At 33.8% G+C, this 26045-nt stretch carries 25 protein-coding genes; 12 read left to right on the forward strand and 13 right to left on the reverse strand.

Annotated features, from left to right (window positions below):
- Window positions 1–18: 18 nt before the first annotated feature.
- Window positions 19–729 carry a DUF4197 domain-containing protein gene (locus HM990_RS04055; RefSeq protein WP_178987715.1) on the reverse strand — a complete coding sequence of 237 codons (711 nt, stop codon included), beginning with the start codon at window positions 727–729 and terminating at the stop codon, window positions 19–21.
- A 139-nt stretch (window positions 730–868) separates the two neighbouring features.
- Complete coding sequence (gene purU, locus HM990_RS04060) at window positions 869–1723, reverse strand: formyltetrahydrofolate deformylase (protein ID WP_178987716.1); 855 nt, start codon at window positions 1721–1723, stop codon at window positions 869–871.
- Between the two features lie 145 nt (window positions 1724–1868).
- Here purU and HM990_RS04065 point away from each other — a divergent pair, with 145 nt between their 5' ends.
- The 3 genes from HM990_RS04065 (at window position 1869) to HM990_RS04075 (ending at window position 6814) form a co-directional block, all read left to right on the forward strand.
- Window positions 1869–5378 (forward strand): methylmalonyl-CoA mutase family protein, encoded by a 3510-nt coding sequence (locus tag HM990_RS04065; protein ID WP_178987717.1) that lies wholly within the window; start codon window positions 1869–1871, stop codon window positions 5376–5378.
- 418 nt (window positions 5379–5796) lie between these two features.
- On the forward strand, window positions 5797–6405 hold the full coding sequence (locus tag HM990_RS04070; RefSeq protein ID WP_178987718.1) for a DEAD/DEAH box helicase: 609 nt from the start codon (window positions 5797–5799) through the stop codon (window positions 6403–6405).
- Window positions 6406–6424: 19 nt separating this feature from the next.
- Entirely contained in the window at window positions 6425–6814 is a 390-nt protein-coding gene (locus HM990_RS04075) for a hypothetical protein (protein ID WP_178987719.1), read from the forward strand.
- 10 nt (window positions 6815–6824) lie between these two features.
- On the opposite strand, the gene HM990_RS04080 is transcribed toward HM990_RS04075, so the two are convergent.
- A complete protein-coding gene (locus HM990_RS04080) occupies window positions 6825–7220 on the reverse strand; it encodes a hypothetical protein (RefSeq protein ID WP_178987720.1) in 396 nt (131 codons plus the stop codon).
- Window positions 7221–7337: 117 nt separating this feature from the next.
- Between HM990_RS04080 and HM990_RS04085 the strand changes: the two genes are divergently transcribed.
- A complete protein-coding gene (locus tag HM990_RS04085; RefSeq protein ID WP_178987721.1) occupies window positions 7338–7778 on the forward strand; it encodes an Lrp/AsnC family transcriptional regulator in 441 nt (146 codons plus the stop codon).
- Window positions 7779–7825: 47 nt separating this feature from the next.
- Here the strand turns inward: HM990_RS04085 and HM990_RS04090 are convergent, their stop codons facing one another.
- The 4 genes from HM990_RS04090 to HM990_RS04105 are packed head-to-tail and all read right to left on the reverse strand — an operon-like array spanning window position 7826 to window position 10898.
- Window positions 7826–8332 carry a hypothetical protein gene (locus tag HM990_RS04090; RefSeq protein ID WP_229719358.1) on the reverse strand — a complete coding sequence of 169 codons (507 nt, stop codon included), beginning with the start codon at window positions 8330–8332 and terminating at the stop codon, window positions 7826–7828.
- Between the two features lie 2 nt (window positions 8333–8334).
- Window positions 8335–9309 (reverse strand): YpdA family putative bacillithiol disulfide reductase, encoded by a 975-nt coding sequence (locus HM990_RS04095; RefSeq protein WP_178987722.1) that lies wholly within the window; start codon window positions 9307–9309, stop codon window positions 8335–8337.
- Between the two features lie 9 nt (window positions 9310–9318).
- The gene (locus HM990_RS04100) at window positions 9319–9696 is read right to left on the reverse strand and encodes a VOC family protein (protein ID WP_178987723.1); all 378 of its coding nucleotides are present in this window, start codon (window positions 9694–9696) and stop codon (window positions 9319–9321) included.
- Window positions 9693–10898 carry an MFS transporter gene (locus HM990_RS04105; protein WP_178987724.1) on the reverse strand — a complete coding sequence of 402 codons (1206 nt, stop codon included), beginning with the start codon at window positions 10896–10898 and terminating at the stop codon, window positions 9693–9695. Before HM990_RS04105 ends, HM990_RS04100 begins: the two co-directional genes overlap by 4 nt.
- A gap of 233 nt (window positions 10899–11131) precedes the next feature.
- Here HM990_RS04105 and HM990_RS04110 point away from each other — a divergent pair, with 233 nt between their 5' ends.
- A complete protein-coding gene (locus tag HM990_RS04110; RefSeq protein ID WP_178987725.1) occupies window positions 11132–11731 on the forward strand; it encodes a DUF1684 domain-containing protein in 600 nt (199 codons plus the stop codon).
- A 42-nt stretch (window positions 11732–11773) separates the two neighbouring features.
- On the opposite strand, the gene HM990_RS04115 is transcribed toward HM990_RS04110, so the two are convergent.
- From HM990_RS04115 to HM990_RS04125, 3 genes are all read right to left on the reverse strand, one after another.
- Complete coding sequence (locus HM990_RS04115; RefSeq protein ID WP_178987726.1) at window positions 11774–12247, reverse strand: GNAT family N-acetyltransferase; 474 nt, start codon at window positions 12245–12247, stop codon at window positions 11774–11776.
- Window positions 12248–12259: 12 nt separating this feature from the next.
- Window positions 12260–13063 (reverse strand): 3-deoxy-8-phosphooctulonate synthase, encoded by an 804-nt coding sequence (kdsA, locus tag HM990_RS04120; protein WP_178991816.1) that lies wholly within the window; start codon window positions 13061–13063, stop codon window positions 12260–12262.
- A gap of 304 nt (window positions 13064–13367) precedes the next feature.
- On the reverse strand, window positions 13368–13727 hold the full coding sequence (locus tag HM990_RS04125; protein WP_178987727.1) for a hypothetical protein: 360 nt from the start codon (window positions 13725–13727) through the stop codon (window positions 13368–13370).
- Between the two features lie 210 nt (window positions 13728–13937).
- Here HM990_RS04125 and typA point away from each other — a divergent pair, with 210 nt between their 5' ends.
- The gene (gene typA / locus HM990_RS04130) at window positions 13938–15737 is read left to right on the forward strand and encodes a translational GTPase TypA (RefSeq protein WP_178987728.1); all 1800 of its coding nucleotides are present in this window, start codon (window positions 13938–13940) and stop codon (window positions 15735–15737) included.
- 96 nt (window positions 15738–15833) lie between these two features.
- Window positions 15834–16388, forward strand: a complete 555-nt coding sequence (locus tag HM990_RS04135; RefSeq protein WP_178987729.1) for a class I SAM-dependent methyltransferase — start codon at window positions 15834–15836, stop codon at window positions 16386–16388.
- Window positions 16389–16391: 3 nt separating this feature from the next.
- Here the strand turns inward: HM990_RS04135 and HM990_RS04140 are convergent, their stop codons facing one another.
- Genes HM990_RS04140 through HM990_RS04150 form a run of 3 tightly spaced genes read right to left on the reverse strand, consistent with a single transcriptional unit; the run spans window position 16392 to window position 19472 of the window.
- The gene (locus tag HM990_RS04140) at window positions 16392–17543 is read right to left on the reverse strand and encodes a glycosyltransferase family 2 protein (protein WP_229719359.1); all 1152 of its coding nucleotides are present in this window, start codon (window positions 17541–17543) and stop codon (window positions 16392–16394) included.
- Window positions 17536–18837: a hypothetical protein gene (locus HM990_RS04145; RefSeq protein ID WP_178987730.1), complete on the reverse strand. Its 1302-nt coding sequence runs from the start codon at window positions 18835–18837 to the stop codon at window positions 17536–17538. The genes HM990_RS04140 and HM990_RS04145 overlap by 8 nt, the downstream gene beginning before the upstream one ends.
- An 11-nt stretch (window positions 18838–18848) precedes the next feature.
- Window positions 18849–19472 carry a class I SAM-dependent methyltransferase gene (locus tag HM990_RS04150; RefSeq protein WP_178987731.1) on the reverse strand — a complete coding sequence of 208 codons (624 nt, stop codon included), beginning with the start codon at window positions 19470–19472 and terminating at the stop codon, window positions 18849–18851.
- Between the two features lie 106 nt (window positions 19473–19578).
- Here HM990_RS04150 and HM990_RS04155 point away from each other — a divergent pair, with 106 nt between their 5' ends.
- The 5 genes from HM990_RS04155 to HM990_RS04175 all read left to right on the forward strand — a co-directional run bounded on the left by HM990_RS04155 (window position 19579) and on the right by HM990_RS04175 (window position 25913).
- Complete coding sequence (locus HM990_RS04155) at window positions 19579–21342, forward strand: hypothetical protein (protein ID WP_178987732.1); 1764 nt, start codon at window positions 19579–19581, stop codon at window positions 21340–21342.
- Between the two features lie 34 nt (window positions 21343–21376).
- Window positions 21377–22330 (forward strand): glycosyltransferase family 2 protein, encoded by a 954-nt coding sequence (locus HM990_RS04160; RefSeq protein WP_178987733.1) that lies wholly within the window; start codon window positions 21377–21379, stop codon window positions 22328–22330.
- Window positions 22331–22398: 68 nt separating this feature from the next.
- A complete protein-coding gene (locus tag HM990_RS04165; RefSeq protein ID WP_178987734.1) occupies window positions 22399–23376 on the forward strand; it encodes a GNAT family N-acetyltransferase in 978 nt (325 codons plus the stop codon).
- Entirely contained in the window at window positions 23373–24602 is a 1230-nt protein-coding gene (locus HM990_RS04170; protein WP_178987735.1) for a DegT/DnrJ/EryC1/StrS family aminotransferase, read from the forward strand. Before HM990_RS04165 ends, HM990_RS04170 begins: the two co-directional genes overlap by 4 nt.
- A complete protein-coding gene (locus HM990_RS04175; RefSeq protein ID WP_178987736.1) occupies window positions 24603–25913 on the forward strand; it encodes an O-antigen translocase in 1311 nt (436 codons plus the stop codon).
- Window positions 25914–26045 lie beyond the last annotated feature (132 nt).

Below are 26045 nucleotides of genomic sequence, written 5' to 3' on the forward strand. Positions count from 1 at the left end.
AAAATATTTTAACTTTTTCTAGTCTTGCAAAGCAAATACCTTCCTCAATAAATCCGTAGTTCGAGAAGACACTTTGTTTCTTATTTCTATTTCTTCAACAGCAATCATGGTGTAAACACCTTTTAAAGCTTCGCCAGTGACATAATCCGTTAGATCTGGATTCACGTTATTGGTTAAAGGCAAATTATTGTATTTGGTAATAAGATTCGTCCAAATTTGGTCAGCACCCACTTTACTAAATGAATTGTTGATTACTGGTTTGAATTTATCGTAAAGTGCCGTTTGTGTTTTGGATGTTAAATAAGAGGTTGCTGCAGTATCATCGCCAAGCAATATATTTTTAGCATCATCAAAAGTGATGCCTTTCACAGCATTTACAAAAATAGGTGTCGCTTCTGATACGGCATCCTCTGCAGCTCTATTCAGTACTTTTAAGCCTTCGTCAGCTAAACTGCTTAAGCCTATTTTTCGCAACGTTTCATCGACTTTCTTTAATTCATCTGGTAAAACGATTTTAACTAATTCATTCTTAAAAAAGCCATCTTCAGCAGTTAACTTAGTCACTTGTTTGTCAATGCCTAAATCTAAGGCTTGTCGCAATCCGGCAGCAATATCAGCATTGCCCAACACGTCTCCCGTACCTTCAGGTAACGAATCAACTACCTGTTGTAATTCTGCACAAGCTGTTAAATTGAAAATAATAAGTAAAGCAAAGATTTTCTTAATCATGATTTGTTTTTTATAATTTGAGCAAAGATAATTTATTATATATGCAAAGGTTTCAATATTTATGCTGTTTCTAAATTTGAAAACCTATTTAAGCGTTTCTGTTAGACATTAGACCTAATTAAAATAATAAGTCACATTATCAGGAAAAAATAACTGTTTTATTATTAAACACCATAACTTTTCTATTAGCATGAAGTTTAATGGCATTAGATAGTACAATTTTCTCTAAATCACGTCCTTTGGCAATTAAGTCTTTAATAGAATGTGAATGAGAAACATGAGTAACACCTTGCTCAATGATTGGTCCTGCATCCAATTCTTCTGTAATATAATGACTTGTGGCGCCTATAATTTTTACGCCTCGTTTGTAAGCTGAATGATAAGGTTTAGCACCTACAAAAGCAGGCAAGAATGAATGATGGATGTTAATGATTTTGTTCGGGTACTTATCGATTAAAGTTCCAGACACAATTTGCATGTACCTTGCCAATACTATAAAATCAATTTGATGTTTTTCTAATAGTTCTAATTGCTTCTGCTCAGCTTCATGTTTTGTGGTTTTTGTCACTGGAACATGAAAAAATGGAATTTTAAAACTTTCTGCGATAGGTTTTAAATCGAGATGATTGCTTAAAATGAAAGGAATTTCAAGAAACAATTCTCCCGAATTATAACGACTTAAAATATCGTACAAACAATGGTCATATTTGGAAATAAACAATGCCATTCTTGGTTTCTTATCGGCTGCATACATACGCCATTTAAGCTTAAATTTTTCCGCCAACGAATTTTTAAATAGGGCTTTAAATTTATCAATAGAAAATACGTTTGAAGTAAATTCACATTCCAAACGCATAAAAAAGATGTTTTGTTCTCTATCGACATGCTGATCTATATATACAATGTTTCCGTCGTTGGAAGCCATAAAACTAGTAACTGAAGCAATAATATTTGGTTGATCTTCACAGTGAATAAGTAGCGTTATTTTTTGCATAAAATTGACATTGAATGAATTGTTAAAAGTAATTAAAATTGTAAGCTATTCGCCCTTTCTTAAAGATTTAGATAATTAATGATTATTGCTTTAAATTTTTGAATATTCCTTAAATTTGCCATTCAAATTAGTAATTTTTTTACGAATGAAACAAGCTACACCTTATAAACCAAAACATAAAGTACGTATAGTAACTGCAGCATCCCTATTTGATGGACACGACGCGGCAATTAATATTATGCGTCGCATTATTCAATCAACAGGTGTTGAAGTGATTCATTTAGGCCATGATAGAAGTGTAGAGGAGGTTGTAAATACTGCCATTCAAGAAGATGCGAATGCTATTGCCTTGACCTCTTATCAAGGTGGTCACAATGAGTATTTTAAATATATGTACGATTTGTTAAAGGAAAAAGGAGCAGGTCATATCAAAATCTTTGGAGGTGGCGGAGGCGTTATTCTTCCTGAAGAAATCAAAGAATTAATGGATTATGGGATTACCAGAATCTATTCGCCAGATGACGGAAGAGCACTAGGTTTACAAGGCATGATTAATGATTTGGTGGAGCAGAGTGATACTAGCCCATCCCTAACCCTTCCAAAAGGGAAGGGAATAAGTACTGAATTAAAAGAAAAAGACGTAAATACAATAGCACGTTTAATAACAGTTGCTGAAAACGAACCCGAAAAATTCAGCACTATATTAAATGCGAATGCTGAGAGATTTTCCTCTTTGGGGAAAACGGGAAAAGGGACTCCAGTTCTCGGAATCACAGGAACAGGAGGTTCCGGTAAATCATCCTTGGTAGATGAATTGGTACGTCGCTTCTTAATTGATTTTCCCGAAAAATCGGTTGGCTTGGTTTCTGTAGATCCTTCCAAACGAAAAACGGGTGGTGCACTTTTAGGAGATAGAATTCGTATGAATGCCATTAATTCGCCAAGAGTTTATATGCGAAGTTTGGCAACACGTCAATCTAACCTTGCATTGTCTAAATATGTAAATGAAGCTGTTGAGGTTTTAAAAGCGGCTGAATATGATTTGATCATTCTTGAAACCTCAGGAATCGGACAATCAGATACCGAAATTATAGAACATTCTGATGTGTCTTTATACGTCATGACTCCAGAATTTGGAGCGGCTACACAGCTTGAAAAAATTGATATGCTCGATTTTGCAGATTTAGTAGCCATAAACAAATTTGATAAACGTGGTTCTTTAGATGCGCTTCGAGATGTGAAAAAGCAATACATGCGCAATAATAATCTTTGGGATATTCCTCAAGATGAGTTACCAGTTTATGGCACCATTGCCTCGCAATTCAACGATCCAGGAATGAATACGCTTTATAAGGCCGTTATGGACAAACTGGTTGAAAAAGCGGATGCAGAATTAAAATCGACTTTTGAAATTTCTAAGGAAATGAGTGAGAAGATTTTTGTGATTCCACCGTCAAGAACACGATACTTGTCAGAAATCGCAGAAAATAATAGAGGTTATGATAAAACGGCCAACGAACAGGTAGAAGTTGCTCAGAAACTATATGGAATTTATAAAACGATATGTTCGGTTGGAAATGTCACTTTAAATTCCGTCGAAAAGTCTTTCATTGGAAAATTAGGTTTAGATGAAGATGAGATTCTTCGACAAGCTCAGAATGACAAAGGTAATGTCATTCCGACAGAAGGAAGTGCGACTGACAAGGAATCTCAATATCAGTTGTTGAATCTTTTGATTAAAGAATTCGACCGTGTAAAACTAAATCTTGATCCTTACAATTGGGAAGTTATAACAGGTTGGGACGACAAAGTAAATCGATATAAAGATCCTGTTTATGCGTTTAAAGTCAGAGATAAAGAAATTAAAATTGAAACCCACACCGAATCGCTTTCACATACGCAAATCCCAAAAGTAGCCTTGCCAAAATATCAGGCTTGGGGAGATATTTTAAGATGGTGTTTGCAAGAAAATGTACCTGGCGAATTTCCATATACAGCCGGTTTATATCCATTTAAAAGAACAGGAGAAGATCCTGCAAGAATGTTTGCAGGTGAAGGTGGTCCAGAACGGACCAATAGACGTTTTCATTATGTCAGTGCAGGTTTACCGGCAAAACGATTGTCGACAGCTTTTGATAGTGTAACACTTTATGGAAATGACCCTGATTTACGTCCAGATATTTATGGTAAAATTGGAAATGCTGGTGTTTCCATCTGTTGTTTGGATGATGCTAAAAAACTGTATTCTGGTTTTGATTTGGCAAATGTGATGACTTCTGTGAGTATGACCATCAATGGTCCTGCGCCAATGTTATTGGGCTTTTTTATGAATGCAGCGATAGACCAGCAATGTGAAATCTACATCAAAGAAAATGGTTTAGAAAAAGAAGTAGAAAAGAAAATTGAAGCCATTTATAAAGATAATGAGCGACCAAAATATAACGGTAAACTTCCAGAAGGAAACGACGGTTTAGGTTTAATGCTTTTAGGTGTTACGGGTGATCAAGTTTTACCTTCCGATGTTTATGCCGAAATAAAAAAGAACACCATCGCACAAGTTCGAGGAACAGTTCAAGCTGATATTTTAAAAGAAGATCAGGCTCAAAATACCTGTATTTTCTCTACTGAATTCGCGCTGCGTTTAATGGGAGATGTTCAGGAATATTTCATTGAAAATAATGTTCGGAATTTCTATTCGGTCTCTATTTCCGGTTATCATATTGCCGAAGCAGGAGCAAACCCAATAACACAACTAGCATTGACTTTATCCAATGGGTTTACTTATGTAGAATATTATTTAAGTAGAGGCATGGACATCAATAAGTTCGGACCTAATTTATCCTTCTTCTTTTCAAATGGTATAGATCCCGAATACGCGGTTATAGGTCGTGTGGCACGTAAGATCTGGTCTAAAGCGATGAAGCACAAATATGGTGCGAATCCTAGAGCGCAAATGTTGAAATATCACATTCAAACTTCTGGACGTAGTTTACATGCCCAAGAAATTGATTTTAATGATATCAGAACAACACTTCAAGCTTTATATGCGATTTATGATAATTGTAATTCATTACATACCAATGCTTATGATGAAGCAATTACAACACCTACGGAAGAGTCAGTTCGACGAGCGATGGCAATTCAACTGATAATTAATAAAGAGTTAGGATTGGCTAAAAATGAAAACCCAATCCAAGGTGCATTCATCATTGAAGAATTGACCGATTTGGTAGAAGAAGCCGTTTTATTGGAGTTTGATCGCATCACGGAAAGAGGTGGTGTTCTCGGAGCCATGGAAACTATGTACCAACGCAGCAAAATCCAAGAAGAAAGCCTGTATTATGAAACCTTAAAGCATAACGGACAGTTTCCAATTATTGGTGTGAACACCTTTTTGAGTAGTAAAGGTTCGCCAGCGGTTCAGCCAGCAGAAGTGATTAGAGCAACTGAAGACGAAAAGCAGTTTCAGATAAAAACTTTAGAACATCTGCATAATGCACATGATACTGAAGAATTATTGAAAAATTTGCAAAGCAAAGCCATTAATAACGAGAATATTTTTGAAGCGTTGATGGAGGTCTGTAAGGTTTGTTCGTTGGGGCAAATCACATCTGCCTTGTTTGAGGTTGGTGGTCAGTATCGCCGTAATATGTAAACAGAGAACCACTTTTTGCTTTTTGCAAAAAGTGAGTGAATCGCTTATGCTGAGCGCAGTCGAAGTATCTCAGAGAACCACTTTTTCTTTTTCTGAAAAAGTGTTTGATTAGCCTGTCCTGAGCTAAGTCGAAGGGCTTATGCTGAGCATTACTGAGAAACAAAAGATATTTAGTTAAGAGAGTAGTCAATAACGTTTGCCGAATTATCTAAGAGAACCTTTGCTTTTTCTTAAACTACCAAGTAAAAGGTGAAAAAGAACAGATTGAAAATGTTTTCACGTTCTTGTGGCTTCAAAATGAATAATGAAGGTTATTTAGTTGGGTAAATTCGAGATAAAGCTTACTGTAAAGTCTGTCATTAATGATATCTTTGCTTGAGATAGCACTATTGTAATTTGCTATTTAAAAATAGCGATAATGTCATTCAAAAAACTGCACCCTTTATTAAAAGAATCCTTAGAAAATGAAGGGTTTGAAACTTCAAATGCATTTCAGAAAAAAGTGTTGCCAATTTTAAAAGGTGGTTCCGATGCTTATGTGATTGCACCAAAAGACAGTGGAAAAACCACTGCACTAATTATAGCGACCATCCATAAATTAAAAGCAGCGGCTTTCGAAGATTCGCCAAGAGCCATTATAGTAGTCAATGACAAACAAAGTGCTTTAGATTTAAAAGATGAATTTGAGCGCTTTACAAATACAACGGATTTAAGGGTGTATACACTTTATGACGAATACGATATTGAAAAGCAAAAAACAGAAGTCTATTACGGTCAAGATATTGTCATAGCAACACCTGCGCGTTTAAGCAAAATTTATTTTCTGAATGGTATTCATTTAGGCGAAGTTCAATTATTTGCTATAGAAGATGCGGATTATTTAGGTCGTAATAATGCCTACAATCATATTTTACGGTTGTCTGAAAGTCTTCATAAATGTCAGTTTATGATTATTTCTGATACTATGAATTCTAAAATACAGAATTATCAAAATGCATTTATGAGTAATGCACAAGTGATTAAATAAAGTTGAACTTTTAAGTCTTATGAAATATTCTATCGCAATTCTTCTACTAATGGCTTCAATTTCTTTGAAGAGTCAAAATAAATCAGTTGAAAACTGGGTTCAAGATATCGTAGCTGATATGATTGAAATGAATGATTTAGATCGTTATAGTTCAGAAGAGTTATCACCAGATGTTAATGTGAATTTCATTTTGGTGGAATCTGTAAAGGATATTGACATAAAAGGAAGTACAATTACTATGCTTGTAAATCATGGCAAGGGTACCTATTGTACTAAATTGACTTTTAATTACATTGAGAAAAACGGGAATTTCCATTTGGTCTTTTCAAAACCTGAAACTAAAATAACTTTAGGGAAAGAAACGACGTGGATTACCCCTTGGATTGCTAAAACTAATATTTGTAATTAATGCTTATCAATTACAAGGTCATCATCCAGTGATGTTTCAGCTTTCTGAATTTTTTCAACTCACCACGAAGGATAGGTAAATAATCCCGTCCATTACTGTTCGATTTTTCTAGTCTTCTGCAATTACTGTATAGTCGTGTTGTTAAACGATCTAAGCTTTCAAGATGCTTACTTTTTTTGTCAGAACAACGTTCTTGTTCAGCACTTATGATTTTAGGCGCAAGATTTGTGGATTGTTGTACAATATCACCTGTAAAGTAAATATGTTCATCCTCGGAACCATCAGGATTTAAATAGGATAAATCTTGATTTAGATAGGTTGAAATGCTTCGGGAAAGTATAATAATATCCATAGCCTTTTGGTAAACAGGCAATTCGGAAAAATGTGATGGTAAGTTGTAATTCATGTTTTCAATAGCAATGTACACGAAATTAAGGACTTAAATTGAAATTGAGCTTTAATAATTAAAGTCATTTAGTATATTTGCTTTAATAATTATGTTTTTATAGGTAAATATCTTTAAATGAAAATCGATAATTTAAACTGGAAAATTCTAAAGTGCCTTCAGCAAAACGCGCGAATGTCAAGTGCCGAAATTGGCCGACAAGTGGGAATAACGTCTCCTGCAGTTTCTGAGCGTATAAAAAAAATGGAAGATGCTGAAATTATCCAAGGTTATACCACTTTTGTGTCGCCTTTTGAAGCTGGTTATCAATTGAAAGCGTTGATTACTTTACGAGCATTTATGGGCATGTTAAAACCATTTTTGGAAAAAGTGAAAACCTATGATGAGGTCGTGAACTGCTATCGAATTACAGGCAACGAAAATATAGTGATGGAAGTGGTTTTAAAAAACCAAAAACATCTGGAATCGTTTATAGATCAGTTAATCAGCTATGGGGAAACCAAAACACAGATTGTATTATCTCATGTGGTTAAATATAAGGAGATAAAGCCTTTATAGGGACAAGTCGCGACTTGTCCGTACCGCATTAAATGTGTGGTATTTAATCAATCCTCATCAAAAAAATCATTAGGATCAAACGGGATGTCATCATCAGGATCGTGGTCGTCGTAATTCACTCCTGGCGGATTAAAAAGTCCCCAACGATCAATAATATAATTCCACTCGTCAAACGTTTTCACCCATTCGGCAAAAAGGATTCTAAACTCTTCTACCGCAGTTCTTAAAAGGTCAAGATATGCGGTGTCTTTGTAGCCATGCATTTGCAATCCTCTAGCATTCGTAATCAGTTCTCGTGCCGCTTTTCTTATGATTGCGGCATTTTCCATACGTAAATCGTAGAGAGTATCTTCACTGGCAACACCAGCTATCTTTGCAGGAATTATTAAAGAATTTTCGCGTAAATAATCCAAATTACTTTCTAACATTTCTGCTCTAATGTCATCTTCAAAATCAATATCAGTATTTTCAACAGCTGTAACAATATGATCTACCAACTCACTAATTTCTGTTGCTTTTATAAATAGTGGTAGTTTTTCCCAGTCGTCTTCCAAAACTATTCTTTGTTATTTTCTATATGGTTGGCAATGAGTTTTGCATGGATTCTAGAGTTTTCAATAAACCATTTATGGGTTTCCATACCACCACAGATGACTCCTGCTAAATAAAGTCCTTCAACATTGGATTCCATGGTTTCGGGATTGTAAATAGGAATGTGCTTTTCATCCTTTGAAAATTCAATTCCAGCGTTAGCCAAAAATTTAAAATTAGGTCGATAACCCGTCAGAGCCACGACATAATCATTCGAAATTGTAATATCGCCTTCATTTGTTTTTACAATAATTTCTGTGGCTTTAATTTCCTTGATTTCTGAATTAAAATAGGCTTTAATGCTGCCTTCTTCAATACGGTTTAAAATGTCTGGTTTTACCCAATATTTTACGCGTTCGCCAATAGTGTTTCCTCTAACAATCATGGTAACGTTACCACCTTTTCTATAGATTTCGAGTGCTGCATCCACGGACGAATTACTGGCGCCTACAACCGCAATATTTTGCAAGGTATAAGGATGTGCTTCCTTATAATAGTGAAACACTTTGGGTAAAACTTCGCCAGGAACATTCAATAAATTTGGAATATCATAAAAGCCAGTAGCGATGATTACTTTTTTAGAATAATAGATGGCTTTATCAGATGCAATTTTAAATCCGTTTTTTGCCTTGTTGATATCCAATACCTTCTCATACAGATTAATATTCAAATTATTGGATGTAGAAACGCGTCTATAATATTCTAAAGCTTCGTTTCGAGTGGGTTTGGGGTTATTGCTGATAAAAGGAATTTCATCAATTTCCAATTTTTCAGACGTTGAGAAAAACGTCATGTTCAACGGATAATTGAACAATGAATTGGTCAATGCGCCTTTTTCAATTATGGTATAATCCCAATTCCTTTTTTTGCATTCTAATGCACATGCTATTCCTATTGGTCCAGCTCCAATAATTATAATGTCTTTATAAATAGTTTCCATTTAATTTTTTCAATTTATTCTCCATGGAGGATTTTTACGATTTTTTCCTGCATGATAGATAATAATAGTATTTCCATCAGGATCATTTAGATAAATTTCACTCCACAACCAAGATTGCTCTAAAATTTCGGTATTAAAAGTAATACCTTTTTGTTGGAGTTCCGAAACTGTTTTTGAAAGATTTTCGACTTCAAAATATAGCGTAACGCTATTATTGATTGGTAAATCTTCCACTTGATGTATTGAAAATGTGCAATCGCCATCCGGACATTCCAACCGCGCATATCTCGGAAGCGCATCAACCATCAGTCTTAAACCGAGTTTTTTATAAAAGCTAACAGCACTTCTAGCATCTAAAGATGAGATGGTTATTTGATTTAAGTTCATAATATTTCTTTTTTCAGCTGCTGTTTCAAATACAGCAAAAGCAAAATTCCTAAAAATCCAAGAGCAACCATAATATACCAAGTATTATTATAACCAAAATTATCAATTAATCGCAAGCCTGCACTATGTCCGAAAATATGGGCAATAGAAAACGCCATGACATACATGGAAAGGTATTCGCCTTGTTTTCCTTTTTTTGCTCTATCCATGGCAAAAGCATTAGAAAAGGGAAAAGCAATCATCTCACCGATAGTCATAAATAACATACCAACAGCTAAAATACCAATCCACGAGGTTAAATTGAGGACATAAAAACTTAACATCGTTAGAAGTAGACCCAAAAGCGTGAGACCTATTTTAGTGTTTTTTGTTTGTTCTAGCCACTTAATTAACGGCATTTCAAGCAAAAAAATAAAGAAACCATTCAGACCAAGGAGAATGCCTATGTCTAGCTCTGTTAAGTGATGGATGTCTTTATAGTAAAGTGGCAATGTAGAAAAATATTGTAAAAATATAATTCCGAATAATACCATTGCGGCAAAAAATATCCAAAATAATTTATCCTTATATACCGATATGGGATGTTCTACCACAATGTTATCTATTGCTTTTGCTACTCTAGGATTTAAAACTTTGATAAGTAAAATAGTGGCAAGGATACAGGTAATACCATCTACCCAAAATAAACCACCATAACCCAAAGTAGTTATAATAAGTCCACCAATGGCAGGTCCAGCCGAGAAACCTAAGTTAATAGCTAAACGAATTAAAGTTACGGATCTCGTCTTATTTTCTGGTTTACTATAAACGCTCATAGCAACAAACATGGCTGGTCTAAAGGTGTCAGCGACGACCATGACCAAAAAAATACCAACACAAACACTCGCAAAAGTATTTAAGAACTGCATGGCAATGAAGAGAAATCCAGTACTGAGAAGACTTCTTACCATTACTTTATAGTAACCAATAGTATCTGTTAGTTTCCCACCAATCCAAGTGCCAACGACTGAGCCTAAACCAAAAGCGCTCATAATCCAACTAACATCTGTAAAGGTAAAATTTAATTTGTCTGTTAGGTATAATGATAAAAACGGAATTACCATTGTACCAGCTCTATTTACAAATGTGATCAGTGCTAGCCACCATACTTCTCTTGAAAGCCCATGAAAGGTGCTAAGGTAATTTTGGAATAAATTTTTCATTTTGATGGTTGGTATAAAATAAAAAGTCCGACGTTAACGTCGGACTTTTAAATATTGTTTAATAGTATATATTTATAGCTACAATAGATAATGTGTCCGAATGTTTTCCGAAGAAATCACACAGGTTTGCTTTGTATATCTAATTGTATTTAACATTGTTTTTATTTTATTTCTAACTCAAAACTACAATAAAATTAGGTAAGTTGTATTTTTGAATTCTAAAATATTTTGAAATGAAGAATTTTGTATTACTTATTTTAATCGTTTTTTTTGTTGGTTGTGCTCAAGAAAAGCATCTTTTAAACGAAGAAACGGAATGGCAAAAGGAGATGAATGCAGACTTCAAGGATGCTACCAAATCGCCACTAAAGGATAAGGATAGAAAGAAATTTACGGGTTTGGATTTCTATAAGTTCGATTCTACTTATGTTGTAAAAGCAAAGTTGAAGAGAACACCAAATGCTAAACCTTTCAAGATGAAAACAACGACTGAAGAACGACCAGATTATGTAAAGTATGGCGTAGTTGCATTTACTTTAAAAGACAAAGCATACGAACTTAGTATTTATCAAAATTTAGGACTTTTAGAAGAGGAAGGTTATGAGGATTATCTTTTTCTACCATTTTTAGACGATACTAATGGCAACGGAAGTTATCCTGGCGGACGATATACAGAAGCACGTATACCAGAAGCTGATACACTAATTATAGATTTTAATACAGCTTACAATCCATATTGCGCATATAATGCCAAGTATTCTTGTCCGATTGTACCAAGAGAAAATTACATTCCTACAGAAGTTGAAGCTGGAGTGAAGGCGTTTAAAAAGTAGTGTTCAGTCTCAGTAGGCAGTTTTCGAGATTTAGCTAACCTTTTATAGGGTTTTCTCAACCAAATAATTTTCAAAAACAAGGCCTTTGAAATTCTTCTTTTGTATCTTGATGACTTCGTAATATTTATTGTCGAAAAATGGTAAGGCCGTTTTGCTTACATCAGATTTGATGACTTCAAAATCATTCATCATCACCTGCGATTCTATAATGCGCAATAATTTAGACCCAATACCTTGACGTTGATAATCCTTATGAACAAAAAGGCCATCAAAACAGTTTCCGTTTTTTAAGTAGGCGAAACCAACAATAGTTTGTTCAATTTCGGCGACAATAAAATAAAGTTTATTAATACGTTCTTCCCATTTTTCAATATCATCAGCGCCAGAGGCCCAAACTTTAATCTGTTTTTCGGAATAGTGCTTGGAATTTATATGCGTGACCGTGTCCCTAAAAATCTTAGTGATTTCGGGAATGTCTTCTACAGTTGCTTGCCTTATTTCAATTGGGTTTTTCAAAAATAACTCGTTTTATAAGCTATTAACAGTTTTTCTAATAGCCACCAAATTACCCAACAACCTTTCCAGATTATCCAAGTGTAGCATATTGGCACCATCACTTTTGGCGTTTGCAGGATCAAAATGAGTTTCAATAAACAAACCATCCACGTTGTTAACGATTCCAGCTCTGGCAATAGTCTCGATCATATCTGGTCGTCCGCCAGTAACGCCAATACTTTGGTTAGGCTGTTGTAAGGAATGCGTCACATCTAAAACCGTTGGCGCATATTGACGCATGGTTGGAATGCCTCTAAAATCAACAATCATATCTTGGTAACCGAACATAGTGCCTCGATCGGTTATCCACACTTTTTGGTTACCTGCATCTTTTACTTTTTGAACCGCATGTTTCATAGACTCAGGACTCATAAATTGTCCTTTCTTCAAATTAACCACTTTTCCGGTTTCGGCAGCGGCAACTACCAAATCGGTTTGTCTTACCAAAAACGCAGGAATTTGTAACACGTCAACATATTCAGCAGCCATTGCAGCATCCGATGTTTCGTGAATATCTGTTACTGTTGGTACATCAAAAGTTTCAGAAACCTTTCTCAGAATTTTTAAGGCTTTTTCGTTTCCTATACCTGTAAAACTATCAATTCTACTTCGATTTGCTTTCTTGAAACTCCCTTTAAATACATAAGGAATTTCAAGTTTATCAGTAATTTTTATGACTTTTTCAGCAATGCGCAATGCCATATCTTCGCCCTCAATAGCGCATGGGCCACAAAGTAAAAAGAAGTTGTTGGAATTGGTGTGTTTTAATTTTGGGATAGTGATCAAAGCTTTAAACTTAAATTGTTAGGTAGCAAAGATACGATTATGATTGCTTTGTTGGAAATATAGTTATTGGGTTATTGAATGTTTAGTCTTCAGTACTACCAATCATCAATATTAAGTGTAAAGTGAAAGTAAAAAGCTTAATGTAAAAAGACGCATCAAATTCAGATTCTTACTAGTACTATTTTTAATTATAGCACCTGATATCTCTACGGCCAAAAACTTTCAATATTGTCGATAATTTTCGGTCTTCGTCTTGATTCTTGATTCTAAAAGCGAAGCGGTCTATTATCTAACTTCAAAACTCCTTCTTAATACTGTTCCGCACCATCCAAAGAGACATTACAAAATTACCAACGACCAAAAGCCCACCATAAAAAAGGATTTTTTTAGACGATTCGGACCAATGGATAATATTGAGTATATCAAATAGATAAGCAAATATCAAATAGGAAGACAGACAGACAAACACAATACCTAATGAAAAGTTTAATTGTCTGCTCGGTTTTATCAGTTGCCATAAAAATGGAATTCCAAAAAGTAAAATCGGATAGGCCGAAATGCCTTCAAGTCTATTAAGTGTTGTAAACCAATACGCAATTACCGACAAAAAATAGAGGTAAGGGATAAATTTAGTGAATTTGCTAACCGTATGCATTTGTTAATTCTTGAGGGTTCAAATTAGTTTGCAAAAATGAAGCGATTTTGGCCCAATTAGCGATTGGTTTTTAAAATAGGCTTTACGCTGTTAATCAATTATTTAGTGAAAGATACAACTGAAATTGCTTCTACATGAAATAATAACAAATTATTAACGAAAAGACAAGAATAAGACGTACATTTGCACGCTTAAAAATGGGCATCAGTTATGACAAAGATTAAAAACATCGCAATTATTGCACACGTCGATCACGGAAAGACCACATTGGTAGATAAAATCATGTACCACTGTCAACTGTTTCGTGAAAATGAAAACACAGGAGACTTAATTCTAGATAACAACGATCTAGAGCGTGAAAGAGGTATTACCATTACCTCTAAAAACGTTTCTGTTGTTTATAAAGACACTAAAATTAATGTAATTGATACACCTGGTCACGCCGACTTTGGTGGAGAAGTTGAACGTGTATTGAACATGGCGGACGGTGTTTTACTTTTAGTTGATGCTTTTGAAGGGCCAATGCCACAAACACGCTTTGTATTACAAAAGGCGATTGATTTAGGATTAAAACCATGTGTGGTTATCAATAAAGTGGATAAGGAAAACTGTACACCAGATGAAGTACATGAGAAAGTTTTTGACTTAATGTTTGAACTTGGTGCAGAAGAATGGCAGCTGGATTTTCCAACCGTTTATGGTTCTGCAAAGAACAACTGGATGAGCGATGACTGGAAAAATGAAACTGAAAATATTGAGCCTTTATTGGATATGGTCATTGAGCATGTGCCTGAACCAAAATTCGAAGAAGGTACAACTCAAATGCTAATTACATCTTTGGATTTTTCATCCTTTACAGGACGAATTGCTATTGGGCGTTTAACCAGAGGTGGTTTAAAAGTGAACCAACAAATCTCATTGGTTAAACGAGATGGTTCAATAGTTAAAAGTAAGATTAAAGAACTACATACCTTTGAAGGTGTAGGTCGTTTAAAAGTAGAAGAGGTAGAAACGGGAGACATTTGTGCTATTGTAGGTTTAGAAGGTTTTGAAATTGGTGATACAGTTGCTGATTTTGAAAATCCTGAAGGTTTAAAAACCATAGCTATTGATGAGCCAACGATGAGTATGTTATTCACAATTAACGATTCGCCTTTCTTCGGAAAAGACGGAAAGTTTGTGACCTCTCGTCATATTAAAGACCGTTTGACCAAAGAACTGGAAAAGAATTTAGCCTTACGTGTTGAAGAAACGGATAGTGCGGATAAATTTATGGTTTTTGGCCGTGGTGTATTGCACTTATCGGTTTTAATTGAAACCATGCGTCGTGAAGGTTATGAGATGCAAATTGGACAGCCACAAGTAATCATCAAGGAAATTGATGGTGTCAAATGTGAGCCGTTTGAAGAAATGACGATTGATTTACCGGAGCATGTTTCAGGTAAAGCGATCGAAATGGTAACGATGCGTAAAGGCGAAATGGTAAGTATGGAAGCCAAAGGCGACCGTATGGTTTGCCAATTTATAGTGCCGTCTCGTGGCATCATTGGTTTACGTAACCAATTGTTAACAGCCACAGCTGGAGAAGCCATTATGGCACACCGTTTTACGGATTACAAACCCTTAAAAGGAGGCATTCCAGAACGTCAAAATGGGTCTTTGGTATCTATGGAAAACGGCCAAGCAATTCCTTATTCTATTGACAAGTTACAAGATAGAGGTAAGTTTTTCGTCGATCCTGGTGAAGATATTTACGAAGGTCAGGTAATTGGGGAAAACTCTCGTGGAGATGATATGACGGTTAACGTTACCAAAACCAAAAAATTAAGTAACGTACGTTCTTCTGGTGCAGATGATAAAGCCAAAATTGTACCAGCTATTAAGTTTTCTTTGGAGGAAGCGTTGGAATATATCCAGAAAGATGAGTATGTTGAGGTAACACCGAATTTCTTAAGATTGCGTAAAATCTATTTAAAAGAAGTGGATCGTAAGCGTAATAAGAATATCTAGTAAGATATTTTAAATATAATTTTGAAAAGAGAAATACTGAAAGGTGTTTCTCTTTTTTTTCTTGTATTATTGAACTTGAAATATTTCAATATATAAATGAAATTTGTAGATCGTGTTTTAAGAGATTGGCGCATTAAAATGACCAAACCCTATGTAAGAGCCAATGACTCTGTTCTGGATATTGGCTGTTTTGATGATACGTTATTTAAGAAACTGAAGTCCAAGCCAATTTCGAATAGTATTGGTATAGATCCATTATTGAAGCAATCTATTCAAAATAAAAATTACATTTTACTACCAGGTAAATTTCCTCTCGATTTACCAAAAGATAAAACATTTGACACTATAACCATGCTTGCCGTTTTAGAGCATATTCCCAATGAAGAACAAGAACAACTTAGAGATAATTGTTACAATTATCTCAACACAAAAGGTCGAATTATTATTACCGTTCCTTCTCCATTTGTAGATCATGTACTTTGGGTTTTGTCTAAATTAAGACTAATAGATGGTATGTCTTTAGAAGAACACTATGGTTTTAAGGTGGAAGATGTACCCTTAATTTTTAATTCAAAACAATTTAAACTTTTGAAGCATAAAAGATTTCAATTAGGACTGAATAACTTATTTGTTTTTGAAAAACTAGAATAAGGCTTATTTTTTAAGTCCTAAAACACTAAAAAATAAGCTGAATAATATCGTTTGAATACCAAGTTGTAAGGTTGTTATTGCAGGAATTATAATTCGTAACGTAGTGCTCGTATCTAATGGCCCAAAACGAGTGTTTTCCCAAGAGGCTAAACCCTTAAAGCTTAAATATACTCCAATTATTAAAAGTACAAAACCAAAGATTAAGCCTTTTTCAAGGTTGATAAATTTGAAAAGTTTGTTATAACGGTTGGATTTTGGAAGTAGCTCATTTTCAACAGCAAATATTTTTGTCAAACCATAGAATATGATAAATTGAAACCCTACTAATAGAAACGCAGAAGTGTATAATAATGTATGTACATCTAATGTGAAGCTTTCAAACTCAATAGGATTTAAGACAAGAATAAAGGACATCACAAAACCGACTAAAGCTAAAAGAATTCCAGGGTAAAGAAACAACCAATTTGGTGCGTACAACATTAAAAAACGTAAATGTCTCCAACCATCACTCCAAGTTTTTAAATGTGGTGCTCTAGTTCTGCCATCTTTATGGAGTTTTGTTGGCACTTCCGCAATAGATAAATTATTCAGCTTCGATTTTACCACCATTTCCGAGGCAAACTCCATACCAGAGGTTTTTAAATTCATCGTTTTGTAGGCACTTTTAGAAAAGCCTCTCAGTCCGCAATGAAAATCATTAATATTAATTTTAAAAAACAGACGCCCTACAAAAGATAACACAGGATTGCCTAAGTATTGGTGTAAAAATGGCATAGCATCTTTTTCGATTCCACCTTTAAAACGATTTCCCATAACTAAATCCTTTCCATTTCGCAATTCTACCAGATAGGGCATAAGGTTAGAAAAATCGTAACTGTCATCAGCATCTCCCATAATAATATAAGATCCGTTTGCTGCCTCAATTCCTGCCTTCAGCGCACTTCCATATCCTTTTTGTTCTGCATGGATTACAATTGCATTATGAGATTTAGCAATAGCTTTTGAGCCATCCGTACTTCCGTTATCTGCAATAATAATCTCGCCCATAACATTATTCTTTTCAAGAAATGATTGCGCTTTATGTATGCAAATAGCAAGAGTTTCCGCTTCGTTTAAGCATGGCATTACAATGGAAAGTTCAGGTTTATTACTCACATTTTAAAAGTTTGAGTGTACTAATGAATAGCAAAAATAACAAAGCATAATTGTAAAACAGATAACGTTGTATAGAATGGCTTGCAAAGGCAATAAAAAGAGCATTCGATAAAATTAAAGATGATAATAGAAATAAAATGGCATAGTGCTTTTGATCGTAAAATGTGGTTTTAACTAAACTGAATAAGAACATAAACACTACAAAGAAAAACAGAATTGGCGTGTAAAAACCATAAGTTATATTAGTATAAAACAGCTGAATCCATTTATTGAAATTTGCTCTAATTAAAGTGAAAGTATATGTTTTACAGGCAGCTTCAGTTTCAAAAAATGGATAGGAAGCCACTTGGTTGGAACTCCACTCTTTAGGGCTTGGTTGGTTAAAATAATAGGCTACGCCTTGTTCTCTAACAGTTTGATTACATATTTTTGATAGGTTCTCATGAAAGAATAAATAGTCTTCTTTTGGTGTTTGGTTGGGTTTTAAAAGTAAGTCTTTCTTAATTAAAGTATCGTAGGTACTTTTTAGAATTTCCCTGTAACCTTTTTGTTTTATAAGTGAATAATCCGTGGTGTTAGAAACATAGATCGGAGCTGTTGAAGCACTGGTATAACCTAAGGGAGTAGGTTTAAAAAAACCATCTTTTAATAGATGATAGCTGCGTTCCGTTAGACTTGCTATAAGCACAACACCGCACATAACAATAATTGTTGATATATGTTTTCTTTGAAAGATAAACTTCCTGTAAATTAAAAAATAGACGCCTGCGAAAATTAAAGTGGAGATTATAAACTGACTTCTTGTAAAGACCAAGCCAAGAAAGATGATGACATAATATTTAAGATGATCCCGTTTATTATTAAAAAGAATGTCTAAGCCAATAGCAATAAATAAAAGGTAAAAACCATAACCTAGCCCTTCAGAACATAAGTTATTTGCAATAAGCAATGGTGGGAAAAAAGGAAATAATAAAATCGCAGTTAAAATAAGCCTTTGGAAGTAGTTCAAGTTAAATATCGAAGCTACTTTTTTATGAAAATAATGAACACAGAACAAACTAAATAGGGCATGAAACGCTACTGCCACAATGTCGAAATATGATCCAAAAACGAAACTAAAACTTTTTAAGAAAATGACATAGCCCAATTGACGGAATGGCATAGCCCTTAAATAACCGAAGGTGTCGGGAGAATATATAGGATCATTAAAAATGCAAAACAGGAAAACACAGAAATATACAATTAGAAAAAATGAACGGTCTTTGTAAAAATATTTGATTTTATTAATTTTCATTTTTGTTGAAACTAATATGCCGTGTTTTTACAATCCATAATAATAGAGGTATAGGGAATAAAAAAATAGGATTCATCAATGGTTGAATCTATATTGTTGAAGTGGATTTTAGCAAGACGTTCATACTCATGTTGGGTTCTTACAAATTGACCTCTATCTTTTCTTAAGAAATAAGCGGAAATTTTGTTTTGATTTGGAACATAACAACCGTCAAACGATACAAAACGGCCATTTGGTTTTAAGGCTTTTACTGCAATTTTAAACAAATTGAAACATTGCTCATCCGTTAAATGATGCAAGACTCCTGCAGAAATAACAATGTCAAAAGTGTGAGTCTCAATTAAATCTAAGTCGTCCACTCCAGCACACTTAAATGTACCTTTGTTTCCATATTTTTTTTTTGCCTGTTCAATGTAATTGGGGTCTAAGTCAATTCCTGTATAGTCAACATTAGGTAAAAACTCTAATATATCTCCAGGGCCACAACCAATATCCAATATTTTTTGCCCAGGTTTTATGTTCACGTTATTTTCAACAAAAAGTTTACGAGCTCTGTAACCACCTACAATTTTTTGATAGGAGGTATAAATTACAGGATGACTGAGAATTTTTCTGGGATCGAGATTCAATGGCACTTTTAAAATCTGTTTTTATTGCCGCTAAATTAATGGAATAACAATTAAATAAGATGTTATATTTGATTTTTACTCAAAACCGTTTTAACTAAATAGGCTTAACTTAATGAAGCTTGAATTACAAATTCAGAAGAATCTATTCAAAATTACATTAATAATTATCGTGCTTTTACAATTATTAGTGGCTTTTCAAGGATTTGATGTCTGCGACGATGGTTTCGTTTTAACGTTTTATCAGCAAATTTTCTCAAATCCTGAAAGTGTAGAGTATAATTTCTTGTATTGGTTTTCTGGTTTTATAGGAGGTTTATGGTATCTGCTGTATGAAGATGGTGGCATTTTATGGTTTAGGCTGCTTGGAATTATTGTAAACACTCTAGCTTTTTATCTGTCATACAAATTATTAAAATCTTATATAAAACAAGAATTTTTACTCCTTGCATTGGTCATGGTTTTATTTGTGAATGATTATGGGTTTTTGACCTATTACCATAATTATTTGACCGCACTTATGTCGGTTATAATTATATATGTGTTAAATAAGGCTGTCATAAAAAACAGTATGCTTTTATACATATTGTCTGGGATTATCTTAAGTATAAATGTTTTTACCCGTATTCCGAACTTAGTGCTTTTCTCATTGGTCTTAGTTGTTCCATATGCATATTATTTACGAAAAGAATCGATTTTGAAATCTATTAAGCCGTTTTTATTTGTTGGGTTTGGATCTGTTATTGGCTTTTTGATGGTGTATGTAACTTTAAGCTTGCTTGGGCAGTTGGAAATAATGAAGAATGCCCTCTTTACGATAAATGACCTAGGGAATACTGAGGACAGTTCACATAATTTTAAATCGGTATTTATGGCACCTTATTATAATTACAGGAGTATTGCTGTTGAAACGATCAAACTTGCTGCCATAGTTACGGGACTTTATGTTTTAAGACGATTTATTCCCAATAACAAAATCATCAATGTTTTTATTTTTGTTTTTTCAATCGTCTTATTTGTCTTTTGGTTTAATACAGGAAATATTTATCCAATATATAGCCTTTGTTTATTAGGTGCTTTAACAATTCTTTTTATAAAAAAGTTTAGTAATGAAGTAAAAATAATTAGTGTTTTATCTTTTTTCACATTGATTACTATTTCCTTAGGAACAGGAGGTGGCATAAAAAATAGTGGCTATATGGGAATTTGGATTGGTTTGCCTTTGTTTTTCTATGCTATAGATAATTTAAATTTACTAATTCCAAATTCAAAATATTTTAATATAAACTCAAGTCTAAAGCTTTCAAAGAAATCAGTTCATTTATTTCTATACGCAATTATTGTGGCTTTTTTATTGCTTAAAACGCATAATATTTCCCAACAAGCATATTTTGACAATGGAAGTAGATTCGAAAAAACCTATGCCATAAATAGCCCTTTGGCCAAAGGCATTTACACCACGGAACGACGCGCCAAAATTGTTAATGACTTATTGCAGAATTTGAATAAATTTGTAAAACCAAACGATTATTTAATGGTCTATGATAAAATACCAATGGTCCATTTTTTAACGGAAACAAAACCGTATATGTATAATCCTTGGGTTTGGATTTACGATTATAATTCTTTTGAAAAAAAGTTGCATAAAGCGGAATCTGAAATCCCTGTGTTGCCAATCGTTGTGCAACAAAAATTTGAAACTATTTATAGTTTTTCTGAGCCAATACCAGACTATATGTCAACTCAAAAAGAGAACACTGATTTTCATAGTAATGAGCGAAATGCCATTATGATTGCATTTTTAAATCGAAATAACTATGAAATTGTTTGGAGTAACCCTTATTTTAATATTTATCGATCTAAGAATAAGTCGAGATGAGTTTACTATATTAGATGCGTATTAAGATACGATTATGCAAGACAATGACATTTCCATTATAATTCCTGTTTACAATGAATCTGAAAATATACAGACGCTATATAGAAGGATTAAGCAAACACTTTCTACAATTAAATTAAGTTACGAGATACTATTTATCAACGATGGAAGTACAGATGACTCTCTGACTCAGATAGAAACAATTGCCCAAGGCGATAGTGATGTTTATTATATCGATTTTAGTAGAAATTTTGGACATCAAGTAGCGGTTTCCGCAGGATTGGAGCATAGCAATGCAAGCTGCACCGTAATTATTGACGCAGACCTTCAAGATCCACCAGAATTAATTGCTGATTTATATGCCAAACATAAAGAGGGATTTGACGTGGTTTATGCAAAGCGACAAAAGCGAAAAGGCGAATCATTTTTTAAAAAATTAACGGCCAAATTGTACTATAGACTTTTGAAAAAGATAGTAACTTTTGATATTCCTTTAGACGCTGGAGACTTTAGATTGGTGTCTAAAAAAGTGGTAGAGGCTATTATTAGAATGCCAGAGCAGAATAAATTTTTACGTGGTCAAATTGCTTGGTTAGGATTTAAACAGGCTTATGTTTTGTATGACAGGGCTTATAGAAAACATGGAAAATCTGGGTATACCTATGGTAAAATGTTTCGTTTAGCCTTCGATGGTATTACCGGTTTTTCAGATAAACCCTTACTTTTTGTAAGCCGTTTGGGATTCATTATTTCTATCTTTTCATTCTTGCTGATTATTTTTGCCATATTTTCCCATTATATATTAGAACAAACCATCACAGGTTGGACTTCTTTAATCATCAGTGCCGCATTTATTGGAGGTATTCAACTATTATCGATAGGCGTAATTGGCGAATATATTAGTAGAATTAATGTCAATGTAAAAGACAGACCGCTTTATATTGTGGATTCTACAAACATTGATCCAACTGTAAAAAAGGAAAAATAACTCAATTTTATTTTTTAATCATTTTGAATTCATTGGGCTTAATAGATAATTAGAATTATTTTTGATTGATGGCAGATTACAAAGTCACTTTATATAAATCTTCAGAAAAAGAAACCTGGAACAGTTTTGCCCTAAAAAGCAATCAAGATACGTTTTTGTTCCAGCGGGATTTTATGGATTATCACAGCCATACCTTTCGTGATTTTTCATTGATGGTCTATAAAAAAGATAAACTAATGGCGATGTTGCCTGCTAATTTGGTTGAGGACGCTGTCTATTCCCATCAAGGCTTAACTTATGGAAGTCTCATTTATTCCAAAGAATTAAAAACAACCGATTTTATTAGAGTGTTTCGGGCTGTATTGGAATTTTTAAATAGTAGTGAGATTAACAGTTTAACCTTAAAAGAACTTCCAGCCATATATCTGCACAATCAGTCTAATAATCCATTGGCTTATGTATTATTTAAAATGAAAGCCGAATTATTAAGAACTGATTTGCACTCCGTTGTCAGTACGGCTTACAAATCGTATTCAAACAGTAGAAAGGAAGGTGTAAAAAGAGCTGGTAAATCGAATTTAAAAGTTGAAGAATCTGATGCTTTTGAATCATTTTGGAATCAAATTCTTATCCCGAATTTAGAAACAAGGCACAACGTGAAACCCGTTCATAGTTTGGAAGAAATGACACTTTTAAAATCCAGATTTCCAAACCATATTAGACAGTTTAATGTGTTTCATAATGAAAAGATTGTCGCCGGAGTAACCATTTTTGAAACTGAAAATGTAGCACATTGCCAATATATTTCCGGCAATGAAGATAACAACGAATTGGGAAGTTTAGATTGTTTACACCATCATCTTATTGAAAATGTCTATGGAGATAAACCGTATTTCGATTTTGGTACGTCCAATATCAACTTAGGTCAACAGATCAATAAAGGCTTACTATTTTGGAAAGAAGGTTTTGGAGCACGATCAATTCCACAAGGATTTTATAAAATGGAGACGAAAAATTATAAATTGTTAGACGATACTTTAATATGATTAAATTCCTCGATCTACATAAAATCAATAATCGTTTTCGTGATGCGTTTCAAGCAGCGTTTAGTAAATCTTTAGACGATGCCCATTTTATTTTAGGGAATAATGTTACCAAATTCGAAAATGAATTCGCAGCCTATTGTGGTACAACATATTGTGTGGGTACCGCCAACGGATTGGATGCGCTAACCTTGATTTTAAAAGGTTACATTCATTTAGGAAAATTGGAGAAGGGAGATAGGGTAGTAGTCCCAGCAAATACATTTATCGCAACCATATTATCTGTTTTACATGCGGAATTAGTTCCTGTTTTGGTAGAGCCCAATCCTGATACTTATAACATTTCTGTTGATACTGATAAAGCGATATTTGTTGACGCTAAGGCAATTGTTATGGTGCATTTATATGGTCAATTGGCAGATGTGGAAAACTTTAATAAAATAGCAAAAATTTATAATTGCCTTTTAATTGAAGATGCGGCACAAGCGCATGGTGCTGAAGCAAATTCCACGATTGAAAATTCAAATTCCAATTCCGATATCTATAAGGACGCCAAGCCAAAAGTCAAAAACCAAAAGCCAAAAGCTATACGAGACGTTTCAAATTCTAATTCAAATTCGGGTTCAATTTCAAATTCAAATTCACTAAGAGCCGGAAACCTCTCTCATGCCGCAGCCTTTAGCTTCTATCCAAGTAAAAATCTTGGAGCTCTTGGCGATGGAGGTGCTGTGACCACAAACGATTCAGAATTAGTTGAAGTCTTAAAACTATTGCGTAATTACGGAAGTGAAGTAAAGTACACTAATAAAATAATTGGTTTCAATAGTCGTTTAGATGATATGCAAGCGGCTTTTTTGAGCATTAAATTAAAATCTTTAGATAAAGACAACCAAAGACGACGTGCAATTGCAAAAGCATATTTGAATGGTATTCACAATTCAAAATTAAAATTACCATATTATGATGGTTCAGAAAATCATGTGTTTTATGCTTTTGTGATTGAAGTTGCCGATAGAGACCATTTTATAAATTTTTTGGAAAAACATAACATAGAATGGTTAATCCATTATCCAATTCCACCACATGAGCAAAAAGCCTTACAATCATTTTCGCATTTTAATTTTGCACTTACTGAAAAGATTCATAAAAGAATTATAAGTTTGCCTATGAGTCCTGTGTTGACAGATAAAGAGATTCAAACGGTCATAGACGTTTTAAACACCTACTAGTTGAAAAAGTTTTTTACTTATATCAATACCGAAGTTTTAGTAAAAGCAGCGAGTCTAAACATGGCTAATATTAGTCTTAGAATTGTGGCTGGTATTCTTGTTTCTAAGTTTATTGCGGTTTATATTGGACCGCAAGGAATGGCACTTATTGGGAATTTGAGGAATTTTTTAAGTGCCATTCAGTCTATGGCTATTTCTGGACTTTATAAAGGTGTTGTTAAAGTGATAAGCCAAGTTAAGAATGATGTCGCAGAGCTTACCAAAACATTATCTACGGTTTTTTATTTCGGTTTTTTCACTTCTGTTTTTTTGGCGTTTCTATGTTACTATAATGCCGAGTGGATTAATAATGTATTGTTTTCTTCAAATTACAATTACATCTATATCATAAAAACACTTGCTATTGTACTGCCGTTTTATGCTTTAAATATGTTTGCCTTTTCCATTTTGAATGGGTTTTCTAAACACAAATATTTACTTCTTATAAATATTCTTGGTCAGATCTTAGGACTTTTAGTGACCTTACTGCTCATATATGATGAAAATATTGATGGTGCGTTGCTCGCTATCGTGGTAACACCAGCACTTAATTTACTCATAACCATAGTTGGTATTGCCTTTAGAAAAAGTTTAATCTCTTCTATTAAGATTACACGAGTCAGTTTTTCGGTCTTGAATAAATTGGGACCTTATATGATAATGGCTTTGGTAAGCGCCATCGCAATGCCAATCGTAATGATCATTATTAGAAATTATCTCATTGATGAAATAGGCATAAAAGCCGCAGGCTATTGGACGGCCATGACACGCGTTTCAGATTATTATCTCATGTTTTTTAATTCGCTGATGGCGCTTTATATTTTGCCTCGGTATTCTGAAATCAATTCAAAACGAGAATTTAGAAAAGAAGTATTTAGTTTCTACAAAACTATTATGCCTGTATTTTTATTACTATTACTGATTATTTATTTAAGTCGGTCATTTTTGATAACTATATTATTTACAGAAGATTTTAGACCTGTTGAAAATTTATTTGGTTATCAGATTTTAGGTGATATTGCTCGCGTCCTCTCATTGGTTATTGCCTATCAGTTTTTGGCAAAAAAGATGTTTACCCATTTTATTATTTTAGAAATATTTTTATTCGTCATCATGTATGTCTCCAGTATTTATCTTATTGACGATTTTGGAGTTAAAGGAGCGGTAATGGGTCATTGTTTGAGCTATGTTATGTATTTCGGAATTATAGTACTGCTATTTAGCAGTTCCTTATTTGGTGTATTGGACGAAAAAGGTTTGGATAAATATTGAGCGTGAAGTATGAAACTGGAAGTAGTAAGTAAAGTAATAAGTAATAAGTACGAAGTAAAAAGTATGACATAACGTTCAAGGTGAAATTTGCACTTTTACTGCCAAGAACTTTCGTGATAAAACTTTGTGCCT

It is taken from the genome of Winogradskyella schleiferi (genome assembly GCF_013394655.1).
In the GTDB taxonomy this organism is placed as follows: domain Bacteria; phylum Bacteroidota; class Bacteroidia; order Flavobacteriales; family Flavobacteriaceae; genus Winogradskyella; species Winogradskyella schleiferi.